Annotated in this window: 13 protein-coding genes; 6 read left to right on the top strand and 7 right to left on the bottom strand. The window is 61.4% G+C overall.

Going from position 1 to position 22,723, the window contains the following annotated elements:
- Window positions 1-2 precede the first annotated feature (2 nt).
- Window positions 3-914 (top strand): class I SAM-dependent methyltransferase, encoded by a 912-nt coding sequence (locus AABA34_RS06130; protein WP_338304354.1) that lies wholly within the window; start codon window positions 3-5, stop codon window positions 912-914.
- Between the two features lie 162 nt (window positions 915-1,076).
- Here AABA34_RS06130 and AABA34_RS06125 read toward each other — a convergent pair whose 3' ends face one another.
- The gene (locus AABA34_RS06125) at window positions 1,077-3,965 is read right to left on the bottom strand and encodes a TonB-dependent receptor domain-containing protein (protein WP_338304353.1); all 2,889 of its coding nucleotides are present in this window, start codon (window positions 3,963-3,965) and stop codon (window positions 1,077-1,079) included.
- Window positions 3,966-4,192: 227 nt separating this feature from the next.
- Between AABA34_RS06125 and AABA34_RS06120 the strand changes: the two genes are divergently transcribed.
- Complete coding sequence (locus AABA34_RS06120; protein ID WP_338304352.1) at window positions 4,193-4,789, top strand: hypothetical protein; 597 nt, start codon at window positions 4,193-4,195, stop codon at window positions 4,787-4,789.
- 86 nt (window positions 4,790-4,875) lie between these two features.
- Here the strand turns inward: AABA34_RS06120 and AABA34_RS06115 are convergent, their stop codons facing one another.
- The 3 genes from AABA34_RS06115 to clpB form a co-directional block, all read right to left on the bottom strand.
- Window positions 4,876-6,876, bottom strand: a complete 2,001-nt coding sequence (locus tag AABA34_RS06115) for an alpha/beta hydrolase family protein (protein ID WP_338304351.1) — start codon at window positions 6,874-6,876, stop codon at window positions 4,876-4,878.
- A 160-nt stretch (window positions 6,877-7,036) separates the two neighbouring features.
- A complete protein-coding gene (locus tag AABA34_RS06110; RefSeq protein ID WP_338304350.1) occupies window positions 7,037-10,474 on the bottom strand; it encodes a TonB-dependent receptor domain-containing protein in 3,438 nt (1,145 codons plus the stop codon).
- A 383-nt stretch (window positions 10,475-10,857) separates the two neighbouring features.
- Window positions 10,858-13,434 carry an ATP-dependent chaperone ClpB gene (gene clpB, locus AABA34_RS06105; RefSeq protein ID WP_338304349.1) on the bottom strand — a complete coding sequence of 859 codons (2,577 nt, stop codon included), beginning with the start codon at window positions 13,432-13,434 and terminating at the stop codon, window positions 10,858-10,860.
- 222 nt (window positions 13,435-13,656) lie between these two features.
- Between clpB and AABA34_RS06100 the strand changes: the two genes are divergently transcribed.
- From AABA34_RS06100 to AABA34_RS06085, 4 genes are all read left to right on the top strand, one after another.
- Window positions 13,657-15,891 (top strand): acylase, encoded by a 2,235-nt coding sequence (locus AABA34_RS06100; RefSeq protein ID WP_338304348.1) that lies wholly within the window; start codon window positions 13,657-13,659, stop codon window positions 15,889-15,891.
- Window positions 15,892-16,023: 132 nt separating this feature from the next.
- On the top strand, window positions 16,024-18,894 hold the full coding sequence (locus AABA34_RS06095) for a M16 family metallopeptidase (protein WP_338304347.1): 2,871 nt from the start codon (window positions 16,024-16,026) through the stop codon (window positions 18,892-18,894).
- Between the two features lie 193 nt (window positions 18,895-19,087).
- The gene (locus tag AABA34_RS06090) at window positions 19,088-19,390 is read left to right on the top strand and encodes a hypothetical protein (RefSeq protein WP_034952324.1); all 303 of its coding nucleotides are present in this window, start codon (window positions 19,088-19,090) and stop codon (window positions 19,388-19,390) included.
- Window positions 19,391-19,500: 110 nt separating this feature from the next.
- Window positions 19,501-20,649: an alanine racemase gene (locus AABA34_RS06085; protein ID WP_338304346.1), complete on the top strand. Its 1,149-nt coding sequence runs from the start codon at window positions 19,501-19,503 to the stop codon at window positions 20,647-20,649.
- 48 nt (window positions 20,650-20,697) lie between these two features.
- Here the strand turns inward: AABA34_RS06085 and AABA34_RS06080 are convergent, their stop codons facing one another.
- From AABA34_RS06080 to AABA34_RS06070, 3 genes are all read right to left on the bottom strand, one after another.
- Complete coding sequence (locus AABA34_RS06080) at window positions 20,698-21,573, bottom strand: hypothetical protein (RefSeq protein WP_338304345.1); 876 nt, start codon at window positions 21,571-21,573, stop codon at window positions 20,698-20,700.
- Window positions 21,570-22,136: a hypothetical protein gene (locus AABA34_RS06075; protein WP_338304344.1), complete on the bottom strand. Its 567-nt coding sequence runs from the start codon at window positions 22,134-22,136 to the stop codon at window positions 21,570-21,572. Before AABA34_RS06075 ends, AABA34_RS06080 begins: the two co-directional genes overlap by 4 nt.
- Window positions 22,137-22,254: 118 nt before the next feature.
- Entirely contained in the window at window positions 22,255-22,713 is a 459-nt protein-coding gene (locus AABA34_RS06070) for a tRNA (cytidine(34)-2'-O)-methyltransferase (RefSeq protein ID WP_338304343.1), read from the bottom strand.
- Window positions 22,714-22,723: the final 10 nt, after the last annotated feature.

Below are 22,723 nucleotides of genomic sequence, written 5' to 3'. Positions count from 1 at the left end.
CCATGACTGAAGATGCACGCGCACAAGACGCCGCCGCCTGGAGCGATTTCTGGGCAAGGAACTCCGCCAGCGAAGCCAATGGCTGCCTGCCAGAACGCTGGGCGGCTATCGAAGAGGCGCAAAAGCGGGCTTGGCGCGGATTCATCGCCGGTTTGCCCGAGGGCGCGCGTGTCCTTGATCTCGCCACCGGTGATGGGCGCGTGCTGCGCTGGATGCGCGAGGCGCGCGCGGATCTTGTGCTTGAAGGGATCGACCTCGCGCCCGAATTGCCGCCCGCCCCTGACGGGACCAAGATCCAGGGCGGGGTTGAGATGGAATTCCTTCCGTTCGACGATTCGAGCTTCGATGCAGTCGTCAGCCAGTTCGGTTTCGAATATGGCGACACCTCCGCCACCGCGGCGGAAATCGTGCGGGTGCTGAAGCCCGGCGGCACTGCCGGGCTAATGGTCCATCGCGGGGACGGCCCGATTTTGGAACACAACCGCGCACGTCAGGTCCAGATCGACTGGGTGCTTGGCGAAGTGAACGCGGCAGGCGCGGTCCGAAAAGCGCTCAACACCCCGGGCGCGGGTGCAGGCGTGGCGGCGCAAGTCGCGGCAGCCTTGGCAATCCTTGGCGAAGCGAAATTCGGGTCGAGCAGCCCTGCATGGGAAATCCCGGAAGCCCTGCGACGGGCGTGCATCATGGGCGAGAAAGACGGCCCGCAATCCGTCGAGGCGACGATTACCGCAATCACCGATCAGGCTGCGAATGAAATCGGGCGGATCAAGTCGCTTGCGGGTGCGTGCGCCACTGCCGATGATCGACCGGCGTTGATCGCCGCATTCGGCGTTCATGGGATGGGCCTTCGCGAAACGACTGAGGTGCGCGAACCTTCGGGTCGGGCGCTCGCCGATTTCCTGCGCCTGGGCTGACGCCCAACTTCACTGAAATTGCCGAAGTTTTCGCGCGATCTTTCGTGCTGGGATTAGTGCGCCTTGGTCGGACGAGGCCCCTCGCAAGACGCCAACGAAAAAGGGCGGCGGACCGAAGTCCACCGCCCCAATTCTGTAGCTCTTATCAGAGCCGCGTTGTTCTTAGAACTTGAACGCGGCCGAGATGAAGAAGTCACGACCCAGCACGTCGTAGGTGCTCGGGTAGGTGTTGGCCTGCTCCTGGTTGTCACCAAGCAGGAGGCTGTTCGGACGGTTGGTCACAATGCCGTTCGCGTCGAACAGCGGAGTGCCCGGCAGCTTGTCGAACAGGTTGTTGACACCCGCAGTGATCGTCACGTTCTCGCTCGCTTCAACCGAGAAGGTGAGGTCGAACAGGTCGTAGCTGCTGATCTGATCGATACCGTTGAACGACGCATAGTCGACGAGGCCACCGTTGAGAACCGAGTCCTGCGAGGTGACGCTGCCGAGGTGACGCCAGCGCAGCGAGGTGGTCACCGGTCCGTCGATCCACGACAGACGCGAGTTCCACTTCCACTCAGGCGTCGGCTCACCGCACTGACCTGCGAACAGACCAGCACAATCAATCTGCGGCGAACCAGCCAGCGGAATGAAGCTGGATTCGTCGGTGTAGGTCGCGAGAATGTTGAAGTTCAAACGCGAACCATCGGTGCCGAAGAGCGAGAAGCCAACGTCGGTCGAGTAGTTCAGCTCGATGTCAACACCAGCAACCGAGAATTCGGCCACGTTCTGACCGCCGAGACGCGGCGGGTTGTTGACGTCGATGATACCGGCCGAGTTACGCACACCAACGAAGGGCAGACACGCCGGATCCGACAGATTGCGGGCGCCCGACGAGCCGAAGCACAGATCGAACTGCGTCTGCAGACCAACGGTGGTGATTGCGTCTTCAATGGTGATGTTGAAGTAGTCAGCCGTCAGCGTCAGGCCCGGAAGGAACGACGGACGGAAAACCGCACCAACGGTCCAGCTGTCCGAGGTTTCTTCGCCGAGGTTCGGGTTACCACCGAACAGCGCCGGGATCTGAGCGTTGATCTGGATCGCCGAGCTACCGACGGAGCCTGCGGGCACGCCGTTGGCAACGCACAGGGCGTTAAGACCGGCATCGGTGATCGCGCCTGCTTGCGAACAAGGGTCGGTTGCACCCGGGAAGCCGATTGCCAGACCGCCGAACAGTTCGCCCACGTTCGGAGCGCGAACTGCACGCTGGTACTGACCGCGCAGCTTGATGTCAGGGATCACGTCGAATTCGACGCCACCGGCATAGGTCCACACGCCGCCGACGAGGTCGAGTGCGTAGTCCGAATAACGGGCTGCACCGCTCAGCTCGAGACGCTGCATGCCGTTGTCGAAGACCGGGACGTTAAGTTCGGCGAAGAGTTCCTTCACATCGTAGCCGCCCTGGGTGGCCTGACCAGCGTTAAAGCCGATCACGTCGCCCGACGACAGTGCAGTGTCAGGAATGAACTGCGAAGCAACCTTGCGGTACTCTGCGCCGACCGCGAAGCCGATATCGCCGGCACCCGAGGTGATTTCACCAAGGAAGCCCGAGATCGCAGCCGATGCGATTTCCTGAGTCGAGATGTCGCCGTTCTGCGCCTGGATCGAGATGGCCGCAACCATCGCCGGGGTCAGGGTGTTCGGACCGAAGATGTTGATCGCGGTGCCGGTTCCGTCGAGGCCAGCCTGGAAGGCCGAGCGCGAGATGTTACCAGCCTGAACGTTGGCGTTACGCGTACGCGCATAGCTGTAGTACACATCGTAGAACAGGTTGTCGGTGATCTCACCCTTCACACCTGCCAGAACACGGAATGCGTTACGCTCGTCCAGCGAGTTACGCGAACCGGTTTCAACCGTACGACGCTGCAGGAACAGCGACAGAACGCCGTCAGCGGTTCCGGTCGTTTCGGTGTTGTCCAGCTGCTGAAGCTGCGCGAATTCGGCCGCGTTGAGGAACGGCTGAATGGTCGCGAGATCGACGTTGAACGTACCGGTCACCGGCGTAGCAGCGAGTTCCTGCTGCACGCGGTTGTTGACGTAGGTCACTTCGGTGTAGGCGGTGTGGCCATCGGTGAATTCATAGTCGGCATAGCCACCCAGCAGATAACGCTCTTGCGGGATCTGCAGGTAGTTGACCGGCGCGTAGTTGTAGGTGTCGCCGGTGCGGGTGCGGAAATCACCCGGGGTGTTGTCGAACACAACTGCGCGGTTGGCGGCAAAATCGGTGCCGGTGCGGTCACCGTCGCCGAAGTAACGGATCACGCCGTTCGGAAGCGTCGACGAACCGAACTGCTGCAGGTTGTCATCGAAGGTTTCAGCGCCGATCGCGAAGTTCGAGAACGGACGATCGCCCTGGAAAACGCTCGAACGGTTGTAGTATTCGGCGTAGACGGTTGCGTTACCGCGGCCGTCATCAAAGCTGGTGCCGATCGCGCCGTACAGCTGGTAGCGAGCGCCGTCACCTTCTTCGGTGATCGAGTACTGGCCGCCCATTTCGAGACCTTCAACCTTCTTGAGGTTGAAGTTCACGACGCCTGCGAGTGCGTCCGAACCGTAAACGGCCGATGCACCACCGGTCACAACGTCGACCGAGTCGAGCAGAAACGACGGGATGGTGTTAAGGTCAACGATTTGCGCGGTGTCGAACGACACCCAGCGACGGCCGTTGACGAGAACCAGGGTACGGGTGGTGCCGAGGCCACGCAGGTTCAGAGTGGCGGTACCGTTACCGGGGTTGTTCGAGAACGAAGTCGTGCCCGGAATGACCTGCGGCAGGGTGTTGACGACGTTTTCAACGTTGACCGTACCCGAAAGCTGGAATTCCTCGGCGGCGACGACTGCCACCGGAGCGGCGGTTTCGACGTTGCGCTGCTGAATGCGCGAGCCGGTGACGACGATACGGTTGTCTTCCGATGCGCCTTCTTCGTTGTCTTGAGCGTAAGCCGGGGTGGCGATCATGGCGCCTGCCATGATGGTGCCAGCCAGGAGCGAGCCCTTGCTAAAGCGGTTCATTTTAGTCCCCTTGGATATGTCCGCCGAAATGGCGCACAATTCACACGTACGGGCAGCTACCCGTATGTTTCGGCTCTATGACATCCGTTGCGCTATTCGCAATCTATCAGGGGCACCCATCACAAGGTTGCTGTGGACCTGTGGCAAACACGCTACAGTTTCATGTGTGACTAACTGCTGACACGGGCACGGCGCATTAGGACTGCTGTTCGGCGCCAGCCTGCGCTATGCTCTGGCAAAAGCCGGGATCGGCAAAAGGGAGAATTCTGATTATGCAAAAATCGCTGCAATCACCGCTGATGCCTAAGATGTTGGCCGGAATGGCGGCGGGTGTCCTCGCGATCGGAGCGGCCCCGCTGGCGGCGCAAGACGATGCTCCCACCGCCCAGCCCGACTATGTCGAAAATCTGAAGACCTGCCAGACGCTTACCGATGATATGGCGCGCCTGGCCTGCTTTGACAGAGCAGTCGGCGCGATCCTCGCTGCGAATGATGCGGGCGATGTTCAGGTCATCGACAAGGAAGACGTGCGCGAAACCCGCCGCAGCCTGTTCGGCTTCTCGCTGCCAAATATCGGTCTTTTCGGCGGCGGCGATGAGGCCGACGAACTGTTCGAGACAACTATCGCCAGCGTTCGCTACACGGGGCGCAATTCGGCGCGCTTCACCACTGCCGAGGGCGCGGTGTGGGAGCTAAACAATATTCCTTCACGGCTTCGCACGATCAAAGATGGGGACGCGGTGGAATTCAAGAAGGCCACGATGGGCTACTTTTTTGTCCGTATCGCCGGGCAGACCGGGATCAAAGGCCGGCGGGTGGAATAACCCTTCGCCTCAAGCACTTGCCGCAAGATACAAAAAGGGCCCGCCGCAACCGACGGGCCCTTTTCTATTGTGACGTCATCGCGTGATCAGAGGCCGCCGGGGCCGCAATCATTCGCGAGGTAATCCAGCATCTTGGTGTAGAACTGTTGCTGGTGGGTGTACATCAGCGTGCGATAGAAGTGATCGGCATCCTTGAGGGTGACGAATTCACCCTGCTTGCCGGCCGCCTCGAACGCCTTCTGGTAATCGGTCATGTGGTACAGCAGCACGCGGCTGTCGTCTTCGCCATGAACCATCAGCAGCGGGATGTTGACCTTGTCGACTTCCTTGTACGGGTTGGTGCCGAAATAGACGCCGCGACCCTGGAACCAGTCGTCCAGCGCCTTGGCGCGGATGCCCCGCTTGATGTCGTTGTACCAGATTTCGGGACGCGACACCGCAGCACCGGCGATCGCGCACTGATAGATGTTGTTTTCGCGGGCAGCTGCGACGAGTGCCGCATAGCCGCCGTACGACCAACCGAACATCGCCATCCGGTCAGGATCGACGAGGCCCTGCTCCACCAGCCAGAGCGCGCCGTCGTCCTTGTCGTCCTGCATCGTCCCGCCGTGTTCGTGATAGGCGAGATCGAAATGCTTCTTGCCCCAGCCGACCGTCTGGCGATAGCCGGGCTGCAACACCATGTAGCCGGCATTGGCGAGCAGCTGCCCCCATTCGTCATAGGTCACGACTTCGGGAACGGCCGGGCCGCCGTGCGGCAGCACGATCAGCGGGAACGGCGGCTCACCCTTGGGTACGGTGACATAGCCGGGGATCGTCAGCTTGCCGTCGCGGGCGGGATAGCGGATGAACTTGACGTCCGAGAGTTGCTGCGGATCGATCAGCGGATTGCGGCTGCCAAGTTTTGCCAGCTGCCCGTCCTTCACCAGCCAGAACGAACCCGGATCGCGCGGGCCGTTGTTGAACACGACCATCGTCCGCCCGTCATAGGAACGGCTCGAAATGCTCAACTGATGCGCATAGGGAATCTGCTGTTCAAGCGCTTCGTAAAGCGCCTTTTCTTCCTCGTCGAACCAGTGACGCATCATCTTTTCGCCCGGATAGGACGCAAAGGCGAGCTTGTCGTTGCCAGGGATCGAGTGCAGGCCGATGCCCATCACGTCGGCATCTTCAGCCTGGAAGAGCTTTTCGACATATTGCTCGGTTTCGAAATTGAACAGCCACAGCGCCGCCTTGTCGTCACCATCGCGGGTGTCGATGATATAGCCGAGGTCGGGGTTTTCGTGGTGGAAACCGACAACACCGAAGAACCCGGCAAGCAGGCGGTAGAGGTTGTCGGGATCGTTCTGGTCGATTTCCTCGCCAAACTGTTTCCAGCTCGATTCGCCCGGCTTGCGATAATACGACTTGATCTTGAGATCGCTGTCGATGCCCTGCGCGTAGCGGGGGTTGCCCTTGTTGTCGAACGTGATGTTGGCGTACTTGCTGGTGCCGCGCAACACCAGCTCACGCGAGCCCGTTTCAAGGTTGAGCTTGTAATAGGAACGCGGGCGGAACGCTGCCGCAGGATCGTTGCCGAGGCCGCCATCAACGGCCGCACCCGACGCAATCAGGATGTGGTTCGGTTCATCGGGAAGCCGTTCCACGATCGAGAAATTGCCTTCGATCTGCTGGAATTTGTTGGTGTCGAGATTGTAGAAATAGCTCGCGTAATTGCGCACGTCACCTTCCTGGCGGCGTACGCTCTCGCGCTTGATCTGCCATGCGCTGCCGAAGATCAGATTGTCGCTGACCCACCCGGCCCCGGTGATTTCCATGGGATCGGCATTCAGCGTGCGAAACGGCTTCGACAGATCATCGGTCTTGTAGATCTGGAGCAGGTAATCGCCTTCGCGGCTCGGGTTGATGTGCACCAACAGATGTTTGCCATCCGGCGAAATCTGCACCGCATTTACAACATCACGCAGCGCCCAGACATCGATCGGAACGGTGCCGGTGGCCTGTGTCTCGGTTGGAGCGGAAACGCTGAGGCCCAGCGTCGATACACCAAGCATCACCGCCATGAGAGGCTTCTTCAAAAGGTTCATGATTTCAATTCTTCCCGTTGGTTCTTCCAGTAAGTCCCCCACGGGTGCGCCTCACCTCCACTCCGGCACGACCCATGCAGCAAGGAATAAAACAAAAAAGCGGCCCCCCGGCAAGTCCCGAGGGGCCGCTCCTTATGGCTAGATCAAGCCTTGGCTCCGCTTAGAAACGAGCCAGCAGCTGGGCGAAGAATTCGCGGCCGTTGAGATCGTAACCGTTACCGATCGGAACGTTCGAGATCTGCAGGATCCCGGCACGCGACGATACCAGCGGCGGCTCTTCGTCGAAGAGGTTGCGGACACCCGCGATGATGCGGAAGTCGCCGCTGTCCCAACGGATCGAAGCGGTGTGCTCGAAGTATTCGGGCGCAGTACCGACCGGGCGGCAGAAGTTTCCGTCACCCGCGACAACACCGTTCGGCGAACCGTTACCCAGACAGGTCGGCGAGAATTCGCCTTCCGGACCACCGTTGAACGCATCGCCGAAGCCGATGCGGTCACGCCAGCCCACACCATCCGAGTCCGAGTTGCCGATCGCGTCGATGTAACGGACCTGATAGGTGAAGCGGAAGTCTTCCCAATCAGCGGCAAAGGTCAGACGACCCGTCCAGTCCGGGAAGCCGAAGCGGTCGGTGAAGTTCGATTCGACAACCGAACCGTCATCCTGAGTTTGCAGGTTTGAACGCTCGATCAGCTTGTTCGCAACAAGGTTCAGCGTGAGATCGAAGGTCTCGTTGCCGATTTGCAGCGGGTAGCCGAAGGTCGTGTTGATATCGATACCACGGACCGATTCCTGGTCACGGTTAAGGAAGCCGGCGCGGACACCCTGGATGAGAGCGCGGTCGGTGCTGTTGATATCGATACGGTCACAGAACTCCGAACGTGCACCGTCTTCGCGGAAGTAGCAGTCGTTGATAATGAACTGCCCCGAAGGCTCGACGATCGCGTCCTTGATCTTGATGTCGTAGTAGTTGAAGTTGAACGCGAAATCGAACCCGCTGCCCCAGCTTTCCTCGAAGGCGAAGCCAGTCGTGATCGAGCGTGAGGTTTCCGGATCGATGTCCAGCGAGCCACCCTGGGTGATTTCACCGCTGACCAACTGCTGAGTGTTCAGACCTTCGGAGTCGATCCCGACACTGGTCGGATCGCGACCTTCGCGCGAACAGTTGGCGAGGACGAAGTCATCGCGCTGGTCGAGCGTCGGATCGTAGGCACCGTTGACGAATGCATTGTCAGGGACGGCGCACGGGTCGAACAGGGTGGTGAAGCCCGACTGGCCGCGCAGGAAGTTCTCGCGCAGGTTCGGCGCGCGGAACGACGTGCCGTAGCTGAACTTGAACAGCAGCGGAGCCACCGGACGCCAACCGCCCTTGATGGCGAAGGTGCCGTTGGTGCCGTAGAATTCTTCGTCGGTCAGACGGCCCGAGACGTTCAGCGACAGTTCCTCAACCATCGTTTCGCCTGCCATCAGCGGAATGTCGATTTCGCCGAAGAGTTCGCGGATCCACTTGGAACCCGATGCACCGCCGTCAGCGAAGAAGCCGAAGAACAGACCGTTCGAAGCGACGATGTCGGGGTTCGATTCGATCTTGTCCTCACGCCATTCGCCACCGAGCACCACGCCGACCGGGCCGGCGGGCAGTTCCAACAGGTCGCCGGTGATGTAGGCCGACAGCTGGATCTGTTCGTAGGTGGTGTCGAAATCGCGGCTGTCGAACAGGTAGTCACGCTCAGCCTGGGTTTCGAAGTCGCCGACCGGACCGGTCAGGACGCTTGCAGCGAACAGGTTCACCGGCACACAGCCTGCAGCATTGAGATCGGGCGCAGCCAGACCGGGGTTGGCAAGACCTGCACCGTTACATTCGCCAATGTACAGCGGATCGCCGCCGAAAACGTCGATGCCGTTGTTGTAATCGTCAGCAATGCCATCGCCATCGTTGTCGATCACGCCGTCACCGTCAAAATCGGCCGTCGGGTCAAGACCCAGAGCAAGCGCGAGACGGTCTTCACGAATACCGCGACGCGAGGACACGCCGTCCGAGCGCGAGTAGACGCCAGCAACTTCGAAGGTCCAGGACGAGCCGATGAAGGGCAGGTCGCCGCGAACGCCGAGTACGCCGCGATACTGCTCCTGCACAACGTCGAAGCTGTTACGGTCACCACGAATGGCGGCAATCGGCGTGGTCGGCAGGTTAAAGCCTGTCGAAAGCGCCGGCGGGATCCGCGGGAAGCTCGAAAGGCCAAGCAGTTCGTTGTCCACAGCGCGGCAGTCGACGCCGTTCGGGTTCGTGGTGAAGTTACACGGGTTGAAAATGTTCGGAGCCGGGACCGACGGGAACAACTGCGGGTTGCCTGCACCGGTGTTGGTGATCTCTGCGCGGGTGTACTGCGCTTCGAAGAACGGCGTGATGTTCGCCTCACCCGGGAAGGTGTATTCGCCGTATGCGAAGACGTTGATCAGTTCTTGCTGCGAGATGAAGGTCCGATCGAGTTCGGCTTCGCTCGCATTGGTGTTCACGTTCTGGAAGTCGACATCGCGGATGCCGTCACCGTTGATGTCGAGGTCGGTACCGAAAGCGTCAGTCGATTCGCCAAAGTTGAACGGACGACCGGTGCGCGGATCGTTCGGGAAGTTGGCGATGTTGCCATTGGCCGGGAAGTAGACCGAACCGAAACGTGCGAACGGCTGGAAGATACGACCCGAAATGCCGGAGATGATGCACTCGCTTTCCGAAACGCTGACGCCGGGCGTGCGAGCCTGGACTGCGGCGTTGTCGGCAAGACCGAGACGGTAGATGTTGCCGTCGGCATCTTCTTCGAGGTTGGTGGTACAACCGCGCAGGAAGTCACGGTCGCGCAGCTTCACTTCGTCGCGGAACTGGTATTCCGCCCCGATGCCGAAAACGGCACGGTCGGTGGTGAAGCCCCATGCGCCGCTGACCGAGTAGTCTTCACCGGCACCCATCGGGTTGATGTCGCCGTTGGCCTGGATTTCCAAACCGTCGAAGTCCTTGCGCAGGATGACGTTCACAACGCCGGCAACAGCGTCCGAACCGTAAACCGACGAAGCACCGTCGGTCAGCAGGTCATAGCGGTCAACCAGAGTTGCCGGAATGAGGTTGATCGAGGGAGACGTCGGCGCGCCTTCCACACCGGCAGGTGCGAGGCGACGGCCATTGACGAGAACGAGGGTACGGCCTGCGCCGACACCGCGAAGGTTGATCGTTTGCGAACCCGGGCCGTTGTCAAGAACGAAGCCCTGGAAGGTCGCGTCGATCTGCGTACCGGCAGCAGCTTCCGAACGCTGCAGGATCTGCGCGGGGTCGAAGGCGCCGACTGCCTGCTGGTTTTCGGTGCTGAGAACCTGCAGCGGCGAAATCGAGCTGTAGGTGTCACGGACAATACGCGAACCGGTAACGGTGATGCCACCGCCGCCAGAAGTCTGACCCGAAGCATCGGTCGTGACATCGACCTGCTCTTCGTCTTCTTCCTGCCCCTCTTCGCTATTGTCCTGGGCATAGACAGGTCCGGCCACCACAAACGCGATAGCCGACGCGGAGAAGGCCAGCGCCTTCAGCGAATTGTTGTGAAACTTCTTCATGATCACTCCAGTTACGACAACCGGAACCTTGGCCGAGCACCACTCCAAAAAGGCAGCACGCAAAATTACCCGTTGCGTGCGCCAAAACCCCTGTTGGTTGCGCGACAAAGCCCCTGCGGTGACGTTTGTGTGCAATAGCAGGGGGGGTATGTAAATGAGAGGTTCAGGAAGAACCGCGATTTTGCGCGACTTTCTCCCTTTGTGTTGCGGGAATCCCACAAGCCGCTTTCGCAACCGCAATATCGCAAGCGCGAAACTTTCCAAAAAATATAGCGCAAGGCGGATTGCACGCAACAATCCGCCTTGCTTGTTTATTCTGTCCAACCGCAGTCAGAATATTTCACGGCCTTGTAACAGGCACGGTGCATGACAACCGTCCCGACTCACTCGACCGCGATCTGCAATTCCCCGTCGCCTTCGTCGATGCGGATCGTGGAGCCATCGAGCACCCTGCCCTCGATCAGCATTTCGGCCAGCGGATCCTGCAGATAACGCTGCACCGCGCGCTTCAACGGACGCGCGCCGTAGACCGGATCGTATCCCACCCGGCCCAGCCAACGCAGCGCGGCATCGGTCAGATCGAGCTTGATCTTGCGATCGTCGAGCAGTCTCTGCACCCGCTTGACCTGAATTTCGACGATCGGCGCCATGTGCTCCATCGCGAGGCGGTGGAACAGGATGATCTCGTCCAGCCGGTTGAGGAACTCGGGGCGGAAATGCCCGCGCACCACATCCATCACCTGATCCTCGACATCGGCGACCTTCCCGTCGTCGGGCAGGTTGGCGAGATACTGGCTGCCGAGGTTTGAAGTGAGGATGATCAGTGTGTTCGAGAAATCGACCTTGCGGCCCTGCCCGTCGGTAAGGTGCCCGTCGTCGAGCACTTGCAACAGCACGTTGAACACGTCCTGATGCGCCTTCTCCACCTCGTCGAACAGCACCACCTGATACGGGCGCCGGCGCACCGCTTCGGTCAGCACCCCGCCCTCGTCATAGCCGACATAGCCCGGAGGCGCGCCGATCAGGCGAGCGACCGAATGCTTCTCCATGAATTCGCTCATGTCGATCCGGACCATCGCCTGATCGTCATCGAACAGGAATTCGGCGAGCGCCTTGGTCAGTTCGGTCTTGCCCACGCCCGTCGGGCCGAGGAACAGGAAACTGCCAAGCGGCCGGTTCGGGTCCTGCAAGCCGGCGCGCGCGCGGCGCACCGCCTTTGACACCGCGACGATCGCCTGGCTCTGGCCGATCACCCGCTTGCCGAGGATGTTTTCCATGTCGAGCAGCTTCTCGCGCTCGCCTTCCATCATCTTGTCGATCGGGATGCCCGTCCAGCGGGACACGACGCTGGCGATGTCCTCTTCGGTCACTTCCTCGCGCAGCAGCGCATTCTCGCTCATGGCCTCAGCCTCGGCGAGCCGCTTTTCGAGAGCGGGGATCGTGCCGTAGGACAGCTCGCCCGCCTTGGCGAGGTCGCCGGAACGCTGCGCCTGTTCAAGCTCCAGCCGCGCGGTATCAAGTTCTTCTTTGATCTTGCCTTCGGCTTCGATCTTGTCGCGCTCGTTCTGCCAGCGGGTCGTGAGTTCGGAAGACTCCTGCTCCAGCTCCGCCAGTTCCTTGCGCAGGTTTTCGAGCCGGTCTTGCGACGCGACATCGTCCTCCTTGGCCAGCGCGCTTTCCTCGATCTTCAGCTGGATGATCCGCCGGTCGAGCGCCTCGATCTCCTCGGGCTTGCTCTCCACCTCCATGCGGATGCGGCTGGCAGCCTCGTCCATCAGGTCGATCGCCTTGTCGGGCAGGAAGCGGTTCTGGATATAGCGGTCGGACAGGCGCGCCGCCGCCACGATGCTGGCGTCGGTGATCCGCACGCCGTGGTGCAGTTCATACTTGTCCTTGATCCCGCGCAGGATCGAAATCGTGTCCTCTACAGAGGGTTCATCGATGAACACCGGCTGGAACCGCCGCTGCAGCGCGGGGTCCTTTTCGACATACTTCTGGTATTCATCAAGAGTGGTTGCGCCGATGCAGTGCAGCTCGCCGCGGGAAAGGGCGGGCTTCAACAGGTTGGAAGCATCCATCGAGCCTTCGCTGGCCCCCGCCCCGATCAGCGTGTGCATCTCGTCGATGAACAGGATGATATTGCCTTCGGCGTTTTTCACCTCGTCCAGAACCGACTTCAGCCGCTCCTCGAATTCTCCGCGATATTTCGCGCCAGCGATCAACGCGCCCATGTCGAGCGACATGAGAGTGCGGCCCTTCAGGCTGTCGGGAACGTCGCCATTGGCGATGCGTAGCGCGAGCCCTTCGGCAATTGCCGTCTTGCCCGTGCCGGGTTCGCCGATCAGCGCGGGATTGTTCTTGGTCCGCCGGGCGAGAATCTGGATGGTGCGGCGGATTTCCTCGTCGCGGCCGATCACCGGGTCCAGCTTGCCATCGCGCGCAGCCTGAGTCAGGTCGCGGGCAAATTTCTCCATCGCGTCGTAATTCGCTTCGGCGTTGGCACTGTCAGCACGCTTGCCACCGCGCAATTGTTCGATAGCGGCGTTGAGGCCTTGCGGGGTCACGCTCGCAGCCTTCATCGCATCGCGGGTGGAATCAGGCGCCATCGCCAGCGCGGTGAGCAGCCGTTCGACGGTGACATAGCTGTCGCCAGCCTTGTCCGCGAGTTGTTCGGCGCTGTCGAGCACGCGCACCGCATCATTGTCGAGCCCCGGCGTCGATTGCGCCCCGCTGCCGGTAACCTGCGGGATCTTGGACAGGCCAATATCGACCGCGCTTACCGCAAGGCTCGCCTCGCCGCCCGCGCGCTGGATCAGCCCGGCGGCCATGCCTTCGTCATCCTCAAGTAGCGCCTTGAGCAGGTGCAGCGGCGTGATCCGCTGGTGGTTCATGCGGATCGCGACGGTTTGCGCGCTTTGCAGAAAGCCCTTGGCGCGATCGGTGAACTTTTCGAGATTCATGTCTGAAGACCCCTCATTGGTGTTACCCGCCCAAGATGGTGTTGCATTTTAGCAACACAAGACATAGCGACCGCTTTTTTGCAACATTGGTGTATTACCTGACTAGGTGGGTCGGGCAAGGCGGTTTGCAAGCCCCCTTTGCACCCTGCCTGACTGGCCTGCTTGACTGCGTCCGTTCGCAAGGCGATTGTCCGCATCAAAGAGAGATCGGAGAGTCAGATAATGAAATTCCTGAAGGGCGGCGTCATCACGCTCGCCGCTGTCGTGCTTGCCGTATTCATCGCGCTGGCGACGTGGGAGCCGTTTTTCGCGCATCAGGCAAAGGCGCCCGAGTATCGCGAATATTCGGCCGAGATCGTGCGTGACGAATTCGGCGTGCCGATGATCTATGGCGAAACCGATACTGACGTCGCTTTCGGTGTCGCCATCGCCCATGCGGAGGACGATTTCTTCACCTTGCAGGACGTGATCGCCATGTCGCGCGGACGCTATGGCGCGATTGCGGGAGAAGACGGCGCGACCTTCGATTACGTCTATCACCTGCTCGACGCGCGCGGCACGGCTGAACGCGAATATCCCAGGCTGCCCGAAGACACGCGCGCCCTGTTCGAAGCCTATGCCACCGGGCTCAACCAATATGCCGAAGAGCATCCGGAGGAGATCAAGCTCGCCAATCTGTTCCCCGTGAACGGAGAGGATGTCGCCGCCGGTTTCGTGCTGCGCCAGCCGTTCTTCTACGGTCTTGGCAATGTCGTCGGGCCGCTTGTCGCAGGCGAGGAACTGCGCCGCGAATTCGGGCCGGACATTCCCGGCTTCCCGCGCGAAGGCTCCACTCCCGGTGCTTCGGCCCCGGTCGACGAAGCCGAACCCGGCGGGCAGGCGCGGCGCGATCTGGTGCTGCCGTGGGGCGAGGAAGCCGAACATCTCGGCTCCAACGCCTGGGCCGTGACGCCAGAGCGTTCGGGCGGGCCGACCACGCTGATCTCGAATTCGCACCAGCCGCTGCGCGGCGGCGTCGCATGGTACGAACTGGGTGTGCAATCGGGCGAAGGCTGGCACTTTACCGGCGCGAACTTCCCCGGATCGCCCTTCCCCTTCCTTGGCCACAACGAAAACCTCGGCTGGACCAATACGGTGAACCGGCCGGACATGGCCGACATCTACCAGCTCGAGGTCAACGAGGCGGGAACCCAGTACAAGCTGGATGGCGAATGGCGCGATCTGGAAACGAAGACCGTCACCCTGCCCGTCAAGCTAGGGCCGATCACCCTGCCCGTCCGCCGCACCGTCTATCGCAGCGTCCACGGCCCGGTGATCAAGAACGACAAGGGCTATTTCGCGATCCGTTACGGCGGGATGGGCAGCGTGCAGCAGCTGGACGCCTATTACCGCATCAACAAGGCGACCAATCTCGAAGAATGGCAGACACAGATCGCGCGCATGGCGATCCCTTCGACCAACTTCATCTACGCCGACCGGGAAGGCAACATCGCCTATGTCTACAATGCCGCCATCCCCGACCGGCCCGAAGATGTGAAGGCCAACTGGCGCGGCATCCTCGACGGGACACGCAGCGATCTGATCTGGCAGGGAACCGTCGATTACGCCGAGATTCCGAAGCTGATCAATCCGGCCTCCGGCTGGCTCTACAACGCCAATAACACGCCCTTTACGGCGGCTGGCGAGGGAAGCGATATGGACCCGGCGGACTTCTCACCAGTGTTAGGGGTTGAGCTGAAACAGACCAACCGCTCTCGCCGCGCATATCGCTTGCTGTCGGAAGTCGAAGGCCCGCTGGACCGCGCCACGCTGGAGCGGATCAAGTATGACAAGACCTATGAGCGCGAAGGCTATATCGCCCAGATGTTCGACCAACTTGAGAACATCTCGATCTTCACAACCGAAGACCCGATAATTGACGACGCTGCAGACCTGCTGAAGACATGGGATTTCACAGCCGATGGCAACGGTGCGGCGGATGCGCTCGCGCTGCTGATGATCCGGGATTACATGAGCGCCGAATACAACAATGGCGAAGCCCCACGGATAAATGAGCATCTGCGCGAAGCGGGGAATCACCTGATGACCCACTTTGGCCGCCTCGACCCGCCGATGAGCGAGCTTCTCCGGCTGCGTCAGGGCGATGTCGATCTGCCTCTGTCTGGCGGATCGGACACACTGCGCGCCATGACCACCTGGACTGTTGCCGATGACGGGCGGCTCTCGCTGCGCCACGGAGACAGCTTTATCCAGTGGGTCGAATGGCCTGCCGATGGCAGCCGCGTGCGCTCGCAGTCGATCCAGCCCTTCGGCGCGGCGACCACGCGGCCCGACAGCCCGCATTACACCGACCAGATGGAGCTTTACGCCAATGAGCGGCTGAAGCCGGTGCGGTTCTGGGAAGAGGATGTCCGCGCCGCCGCCCGCAGCAGCCGAAAGGTCACCAACGCGCGCTAGTGCGAGACTATGGAACTCGTCGATGGACCGACGCGTTTGATCGATTAACCGCGCTTTGCAGTTGATCGCCGACAGGCCAACACGCACGAGCGCACCAGCAATTCTTGCGATTTTCCAACGGGGAGCATCTTCATGAAACTTCGTCTTGCCACCACCAGCCGCATCGCGCTTGGCGCGGCGCTCGGCCTTGCCCTTGCCCTGCCCGCAGCACCGGCATTCGCCGATGCACATATGGACGCAACGCACAATGTCTCCGAAGGGGCTGGCGATCTTGAGGCGCTGGTTGCTCAGGTCCAGATTCCCTACGAGGAATTCCAGCTTGAAAACGGCCTGACCGTCATCGTCCACGAAGACCGCAAGGCGCCGATCGTCGGCGTGGCCGTGTGGTACAATGTCGGTTCGAAGGACGAACCCACCGGCAAGACCGGCTTTGCCCACCTGTTCGAACACCTGATGTTCAACGGTTCGGAAAACGCACCCGCCGACTATTTCCAGTACCTGCAGGAAATGGGCGCGACGGATTACAACGGCACCACCAATTTCGACCGCACCAACTACTTCCAGACGGTGCCCCGCCCCGCGCTCGAACGCGCGCTGTGGCTGGAAAGCGATCGCATGGGCTACCTGCTGGGCGCGGTGACGCAGGAAAAGCTCGATAACCAGCGTGGCGTCGTCCAGAACGAAAAGCGTCAGGGCGACAACCAGCCCGGCGGCCTCGTCTTCTACGAAATCCTCGGAACGATCTTCCCCGACGGCCACCCGTACCAGCACTCGGTTATCGGCTCGATGGCTGATCTCGACGCGGCATCGATGGACGATGTGCGCAATTGGTTCCGCGACAAGTACGGCCCCAACAACGCCACTCTGGTTCTGGCCGGTGACGTGTCCGCAGAGGAAGCGCGCCCGCTGGTCGAAAAGTGGTTCGGCCCGATTGCGCGCGGCCCGGTCAACACTCCGGCAGCCGCTGAAATCCCGACCCTGTCCGAACCGGTCCGCACCGTGATGAAGGATCAGGTCGCAGCGACCCAGATCAGCATCTACTGGCCTGCCCCCGGCATCATGAGCGAGGATCTGACCGCGCTCAACGTCGGCACCGCCGTGCTCGGCGGCCTTGCATCCAGCCGGCTCGACGAAATCCTCGTGCGTGACGAACAGTTGGCAGTGGGTGTTTCGGCCGGCAATTTCGACTTCCAGCGCGTCGGCATTATCAATGTCAGCGCCACGCTGAAGGATGGCGTTGATCCGGCCGTGCTCGAAGCGCGACTGAAGCAGCTCATCGAATGGTACATCAAAACCGGCCCGACCGAGGACGAAGTGCGCCGCGCCGCCACCAGCGATCTGGCCGGCACGATCCGCGGGCTTGAGCAGGTCGGCGGATTCGGCGGCAAGGCCGTGGCTCTGGCCCGCGGCGAAGTGCTGGCAGGCGATCCGGCCTTTGCGGTCGATCAGCTGGCGACGCTCGCCTCGATCACCCCGGCCGACGTGAAGGCCGCGATGCAGAAATGGATGACCCGCCCCGCCTTCACCCTGGTGCTCGAACCAGGTGAGCGCGACGGAACCTACGAGGAAGCCGCCAGCGTCGCTGCCGAGGGCGAAAACGCATCGGAACGCGATCGTGCGGCAGAGGAAATCACGGTTTCGGTCACCCGTCCGGCTCCGGCAATCGATTCCGTCCCGCAGCTCGACTTCCCCGATTTCGAGCGCACTACGCTTGCCAACGGCATGAAGCTGACTTACGCCATGCGTGACGCCGTTCCCGCGACCTATGTCACCATGTCGTTCAACGCTGGTTCGGCGGCTGATCCGGTTGACATGCGCGGGCTTGAAGGGCTCACGCTGGGCCTGTTCGACGAAGGCACCGCGACCATGTCGAGCCAGGAAATTGCCGAAGCGCGTGAGCGTCTGGGCCTCAACATCTCCACCGGCGGCGGAGATGACCGGTCGTCCTTCACCCTGTCGGCGCTGTCGGCCAACCTCGCCCCGTCGCTTGACCTGTTCAGCTCGATCATCCGCGAACCAGCCTTCAACGAAAGCGACCTGAACCGCGTGAAGGCACAGACGATCACCGGCATCCGTTCACAGATGCGTTCGCCGCAGGGCATAGCCGTGCGCGCGATCGGTACCGAGCTGTTCGGCGGCACGCCCTATGGCGGCACCACCACGATCGAGAGCGTTTCGGCCATCACCCGCGACGATCTGATCGCGTTCAAGGACACCTGGATCCGCCCGGATAACGGCGAAGTCTTCGTGATTTCCAGCCTGCCGATGGATGAAGTCGTGGCCCAACTCAACGCCGCATTCGGCGACTGGAGCGCTCCGGCGGTGGCAAAGGGTGAAAAGGATTTCTCCAACCTGCCCACCAGCACGCAAGGCGGGCGGATCGTCCTGATCAACCGTCCGAATTCGCCGCAAAGCTTCATCCTCGGCGCGCAGGTCACGCCGCTTGATGCGAGCGATCCGGCCTATGTCGACTTCACCAATGCCAACAACTCGCTGGGCGGCAACTTCCTTGCCCGTCTCAACATGAACCTGCGCGAGACCAAGGGCTGGTCCTATGGCGTTCGTGGCGGGCCGCAGGCGCGCGAAAACGCAGTGGTCTATGCCATCAGCGGCGGCGTGCAAGCAGACCGCACCGGGGATTCGGTGGCGGAAATGATCCGCGAAACCAGCGAATTCCTGACGACCAGCGGCGTGACCGAAGAAGAGCTGACCCGCAACAAGGCGAGCGAGATCGGCGAACTGCCGGGCAGCTTCGAAACCTCGGGCTCGGTGCTGGGGGCGATGCAGTCGATCGCGCTCTATGGCCGTCCGGACAATTACTACGAGACGCTCGTGGATCGCTACACCGCGCAGACCACCGACAGCCTCGATGCCGCAGCGCGCGCCGCGCTCGATGTCGATGACTTCGTGTGGGTCGTCGTCGGCGATGCCTCGGTCGTCCAGCCGCAGCTCGAATCGCTGGGTCTGCCGGTCGAAGTGCGCCAGATGGAAGGCGCCGAATAAAACCTGCAAAAAAGCCGTCAGCGGCTGACGCTACGGCTTGCTAATATCGGGGGCGGAAGGGGCGCACAGCCACCTTCCGCCCCCTTGTTTTTGCCCGTGATAGTGGTTGAACGCCCTCCGCTGACGTGTACAACACCACCCAAGCCAGAGGCGCCCCGCAGCGACTGGCCATAGCAAATCAGGGAGATCACAGATGTCACTTTCCGGTACCTACAACACCACCGTCAAAAGCCCGATGGGCGATCAGTCCGGCACTCTCACCGTCGTCGACAACGGTGACGGCACTTTCTCGGGCAACATGGCCGGCGGCATGGGCTCGATGGATATCGAAGACGGCAAGGTCGACGGCAACACGCTGAGCTGGAAAATGAACATGACCGTGCCGATGCCGATGACGCTGGATTGCGAAGCGACCATCGCTGACGGCAAGCTGGCAGGGAACGTCAACGCCGGTGCATTCGGCGCGATGCCGGTGACGGGCGAAAAGGTCGCCTGATAGCTTTTCAGGATAACGAAGGGCCGTCGGAGCTGGATTGCTCTGGCGGCCCTTTTGTTTGCGCATCTGCCGGCTGAGCGGTTATCGGTTGCGGCAAGCGAGGAAACATCATGCCGATTGACGCGCCTTTCGATCTGCCAACCCCCGCCCTGTTGGTGGAAAGGCCGAAATTCGCCGCCAATCTGGCCCGGATGCGCGATCATGTCGCGGCACTTCCTTCAGGCGTGAAGCACCGTCCGCATCTCAAGACAGTGAAGTCGGTCGAGCTTGCCCGGATGATCACCGATGCGCTCGGAACCGACGCGATCACGGTATCGACCCTGGCGGAGGCGGAGCACTTCGCTGCGGCCGGATATCGCGACATTCTCTACGCTGTCGGCATGGTTCCGGCCAAGCTCGATCGGGTGGCGGCGCTGCGCAGTCAGGGTGTCGACCTGACCGTAATCACGGACAATATCGCCGCAGCCCGCGAAACCGCCGCCTTCTGCCGCCGGCACGATATCTCCATCCCCGTCCTGATCGAAGTGGATTGCGACGGCCACCGATCAGGCATCCCGCCTGAGGACAGCATCGGCTTGCTCGCAGTGGCCAATGCGATCGGCAATGGCGCGCGGCTGCGCGGGGCCATGACCCACGCGGGCGGCTCCTACGGCGCGCGGACGCCCGAGGAATTGCGCAGCCATGCGGAACGCGAGCGGACGGGCACGCTGCTGGCCGCTCAAACGTTGCGCGCTGCCGGGCATGAAGCACCCGTTGTCAGCATCGGTTCCACCCCCACGGCGCTCTCCACAGCCGATCTTTCGGGCGTGACCGAACTGCGCGCCGGGGTGTTCCCCTTCATGGATCTGGTGATGTGCGGCATTGGCGTGTGCAAGCCGCAGGACATTGCCCTGAGCGTTCTGACCAGCGTGATCGGACACCAGCAGGACAAGGGCTGGATCATTGTCGACGCCGGATGGATGGCCATGTCGCGTGATCGTGGGACGGCAGACCAGCCGGTCGATCAGGGCTATGGCCTCGCGTGTGATGCGCATGGCACGATCATCGACGATCTGATCATGATTTCGGCCAATCAGGAGCACGGAATCCTTGCCATGCGCGAGGGATCGCGGGCCAGCCTTCCCGAACTGTCCGTTGGCACGCAATTGCGCCTCCTGCCCAATCACGCCTGCGCGACAGCCGCCCAGCACCAGAGCTACGCCCTGTTCGATGCTCCAGGCGGAGCGGTGGAGCAAATCGAGCGGTTTTCGGGATGGTAGGTGCGATCCGCCGGGGTTTCGGCCCGGCGGACCTTCAGAGTAAGGGAATTACTCCCCTGCCTCCCCTGCCGCTTTCAAATCGATCACCTGATCGCGATCATAGGCAATAACGCCTTCGATCGGGGCGATGCGGGCGATCATCTGGCGATAGAAATTGTTGATCTTGCCCACCGCAAGTAATTCCGGGATCACCGATGGCTGCGATGCCAAAGTCGCAGGCAGATCATAGACCAAATCACCCGATTGCTGCGGCAGCTCGACGACGAAGCCGTTGAGACCGCTGTTCTCCTTGATCTGCGGCACAGGCGCGCCGCGATCCTCCTCCCACCGTGGCATGGCGAACAGCGAATTGCCGAGATTGGTGACGACGCCGGGCTTCACCTCGAACTTGATCGTTCCCATGCAATAGCACTGGCCGAGATAGCCCTGCTTCACCCCGTAGAACACCGGCCCGTACCAGATGTATGTCCCCGGCTTCAGCTCTTCGAGATAGGCGTAAGTGCCGCCATCCTTCGAATAGACGAAGGTGGGGCCGAAGCTGGTCGCGAAGAATTGTTCGATCGAAGCGTAGGTAAAGCTTTCCTCGGTCGGCTTCACCGGCTCTTCGGGCGGATTTTCGGCCGCGGTCTGGCTTTCCATCCGGCGCTGCCAGCGGGCGTAGTCCTTCTCATACTCCTCCACCGCCGCGGCAAAGGCTGCCGCGCGGGCTTCCTGATACTTGGCGATGTCTTCCTCGTCCGCCACCCGGATGAACGAACCGGCAAAGCGGTTGGGCGCGGTGAGGTAGATGTAGCCCATGTCGGGCTTGATCGATTCCTCGCCCTTTTCGATCTCGTCTTGCTCGATCGGGCGGGCGCTGGCCCCGGTTGCGGTGGCAAGGCCGAGTGCTGCGACGCAAGCGAGTGTGATTGCGTTTCTGATCATCGGTCAAGCGCCTCCGTCGCCGGCTTGGGGCCGGACGCGACCTTGGCCTGTTGCAGCAGTGCAGCTTGCCGGACATCCTCGTCCTCGCGGCCGCCGCCTTCTTCGAAATTGAATTCGGTCCAAAGGTTCTTGGGAATGCCGTAACGGCCGTATCCCTTGTACCCCATGCAATTGCGCATGTTCACCCGGCGCATTTCGCGCCGCGCCGCAGACCCGTGGATCGCATCGGCCAGCACGGCGCCAAGCACCCCGCCGATCACCCCGCCAATGCCGTATTGATCGACATAATAGCCCGGATAGGGTTCGGCATTGCCGCGATAGGAGGCAAGGCCGCTAGCCAGATCGTCGCATTCGCTGATGTCAGCAAAGGCTTCGTCGAAGGAAGTGCCTTCGCGGTGGAAGAAGTAATACTTCTCGAAATCGCCCACGCGCGCGCGGCGCATGTCAAACGCGGTTTCCGGCATCGGAATGGCGGCCACTTCCTCCGCCGTGAATGCGCGGACTTCCCGCGACTGCTCGATCGCCTGTGCCGATGCGGCACCGGCCAGGGGCAAGAGCAGCACCCCCAACAATTTTGCTTTCATACAGACCCTTCGCGCCCGCCCCCATTGGCCGCGCCATTCGCCGGGATTATCACGGATTTTGCCGCCGACAAGACAGCAAATTCAAACGCTGCTTTGTCTAAATCCTCCCCCTCAGCGCCTGATAGGCGGCGGCGGAAACGGTGTTCGCCAGATTGAGCGAGCGGATGACGTCGGAACGCATCGGCAGGCGGAACAGGCGGTCTGTGTGACGCTCGATTATGCTGCGCGGCAAACCCTTGGTTTCCTGACCGAATATCAGCATCGCATCATCAGGATATTCGGGCTCGTAGAAACTACGGCTGCCGAATTCCTCGAACAGGAAAAGCTGGCCTGGACGGGGCTGGCGCGCCTCCAGAAACGCGTCCCAGCTTTCATACTCGGTGAGGTGGACATGCGGCCAATAATCAAGGCCGGAACGCTTCACCCGCTTGTCGCTGATTTCGAAGCCGAGCGGGTGGATCAAAATCAGCTCCATGCCCAGCGCAACGCAAGTGCGCCCCACCGCCCCCGTGTTGCCGGGTATCTCGGGTTGGACGAGGACGATGGAGAGGCTCACGCCCCTGCCC

Source organism: Erythrobacter sp. Dej080120_24 (genome assembly GCF_036322605.1).
Taxonomy (GTDB): Bacteria; Pseudomonadota; Alphaproteobacteria; order Sphingomonadales; family Sphingomonadaceae; genus Erythrobacter; species Erythrobacter aurantius.
The sequence above is the reverse complement of the archived record's forward strand: the minus strand, read 5'-3'. Positions and strand labels throughout refer to the sequence as shown.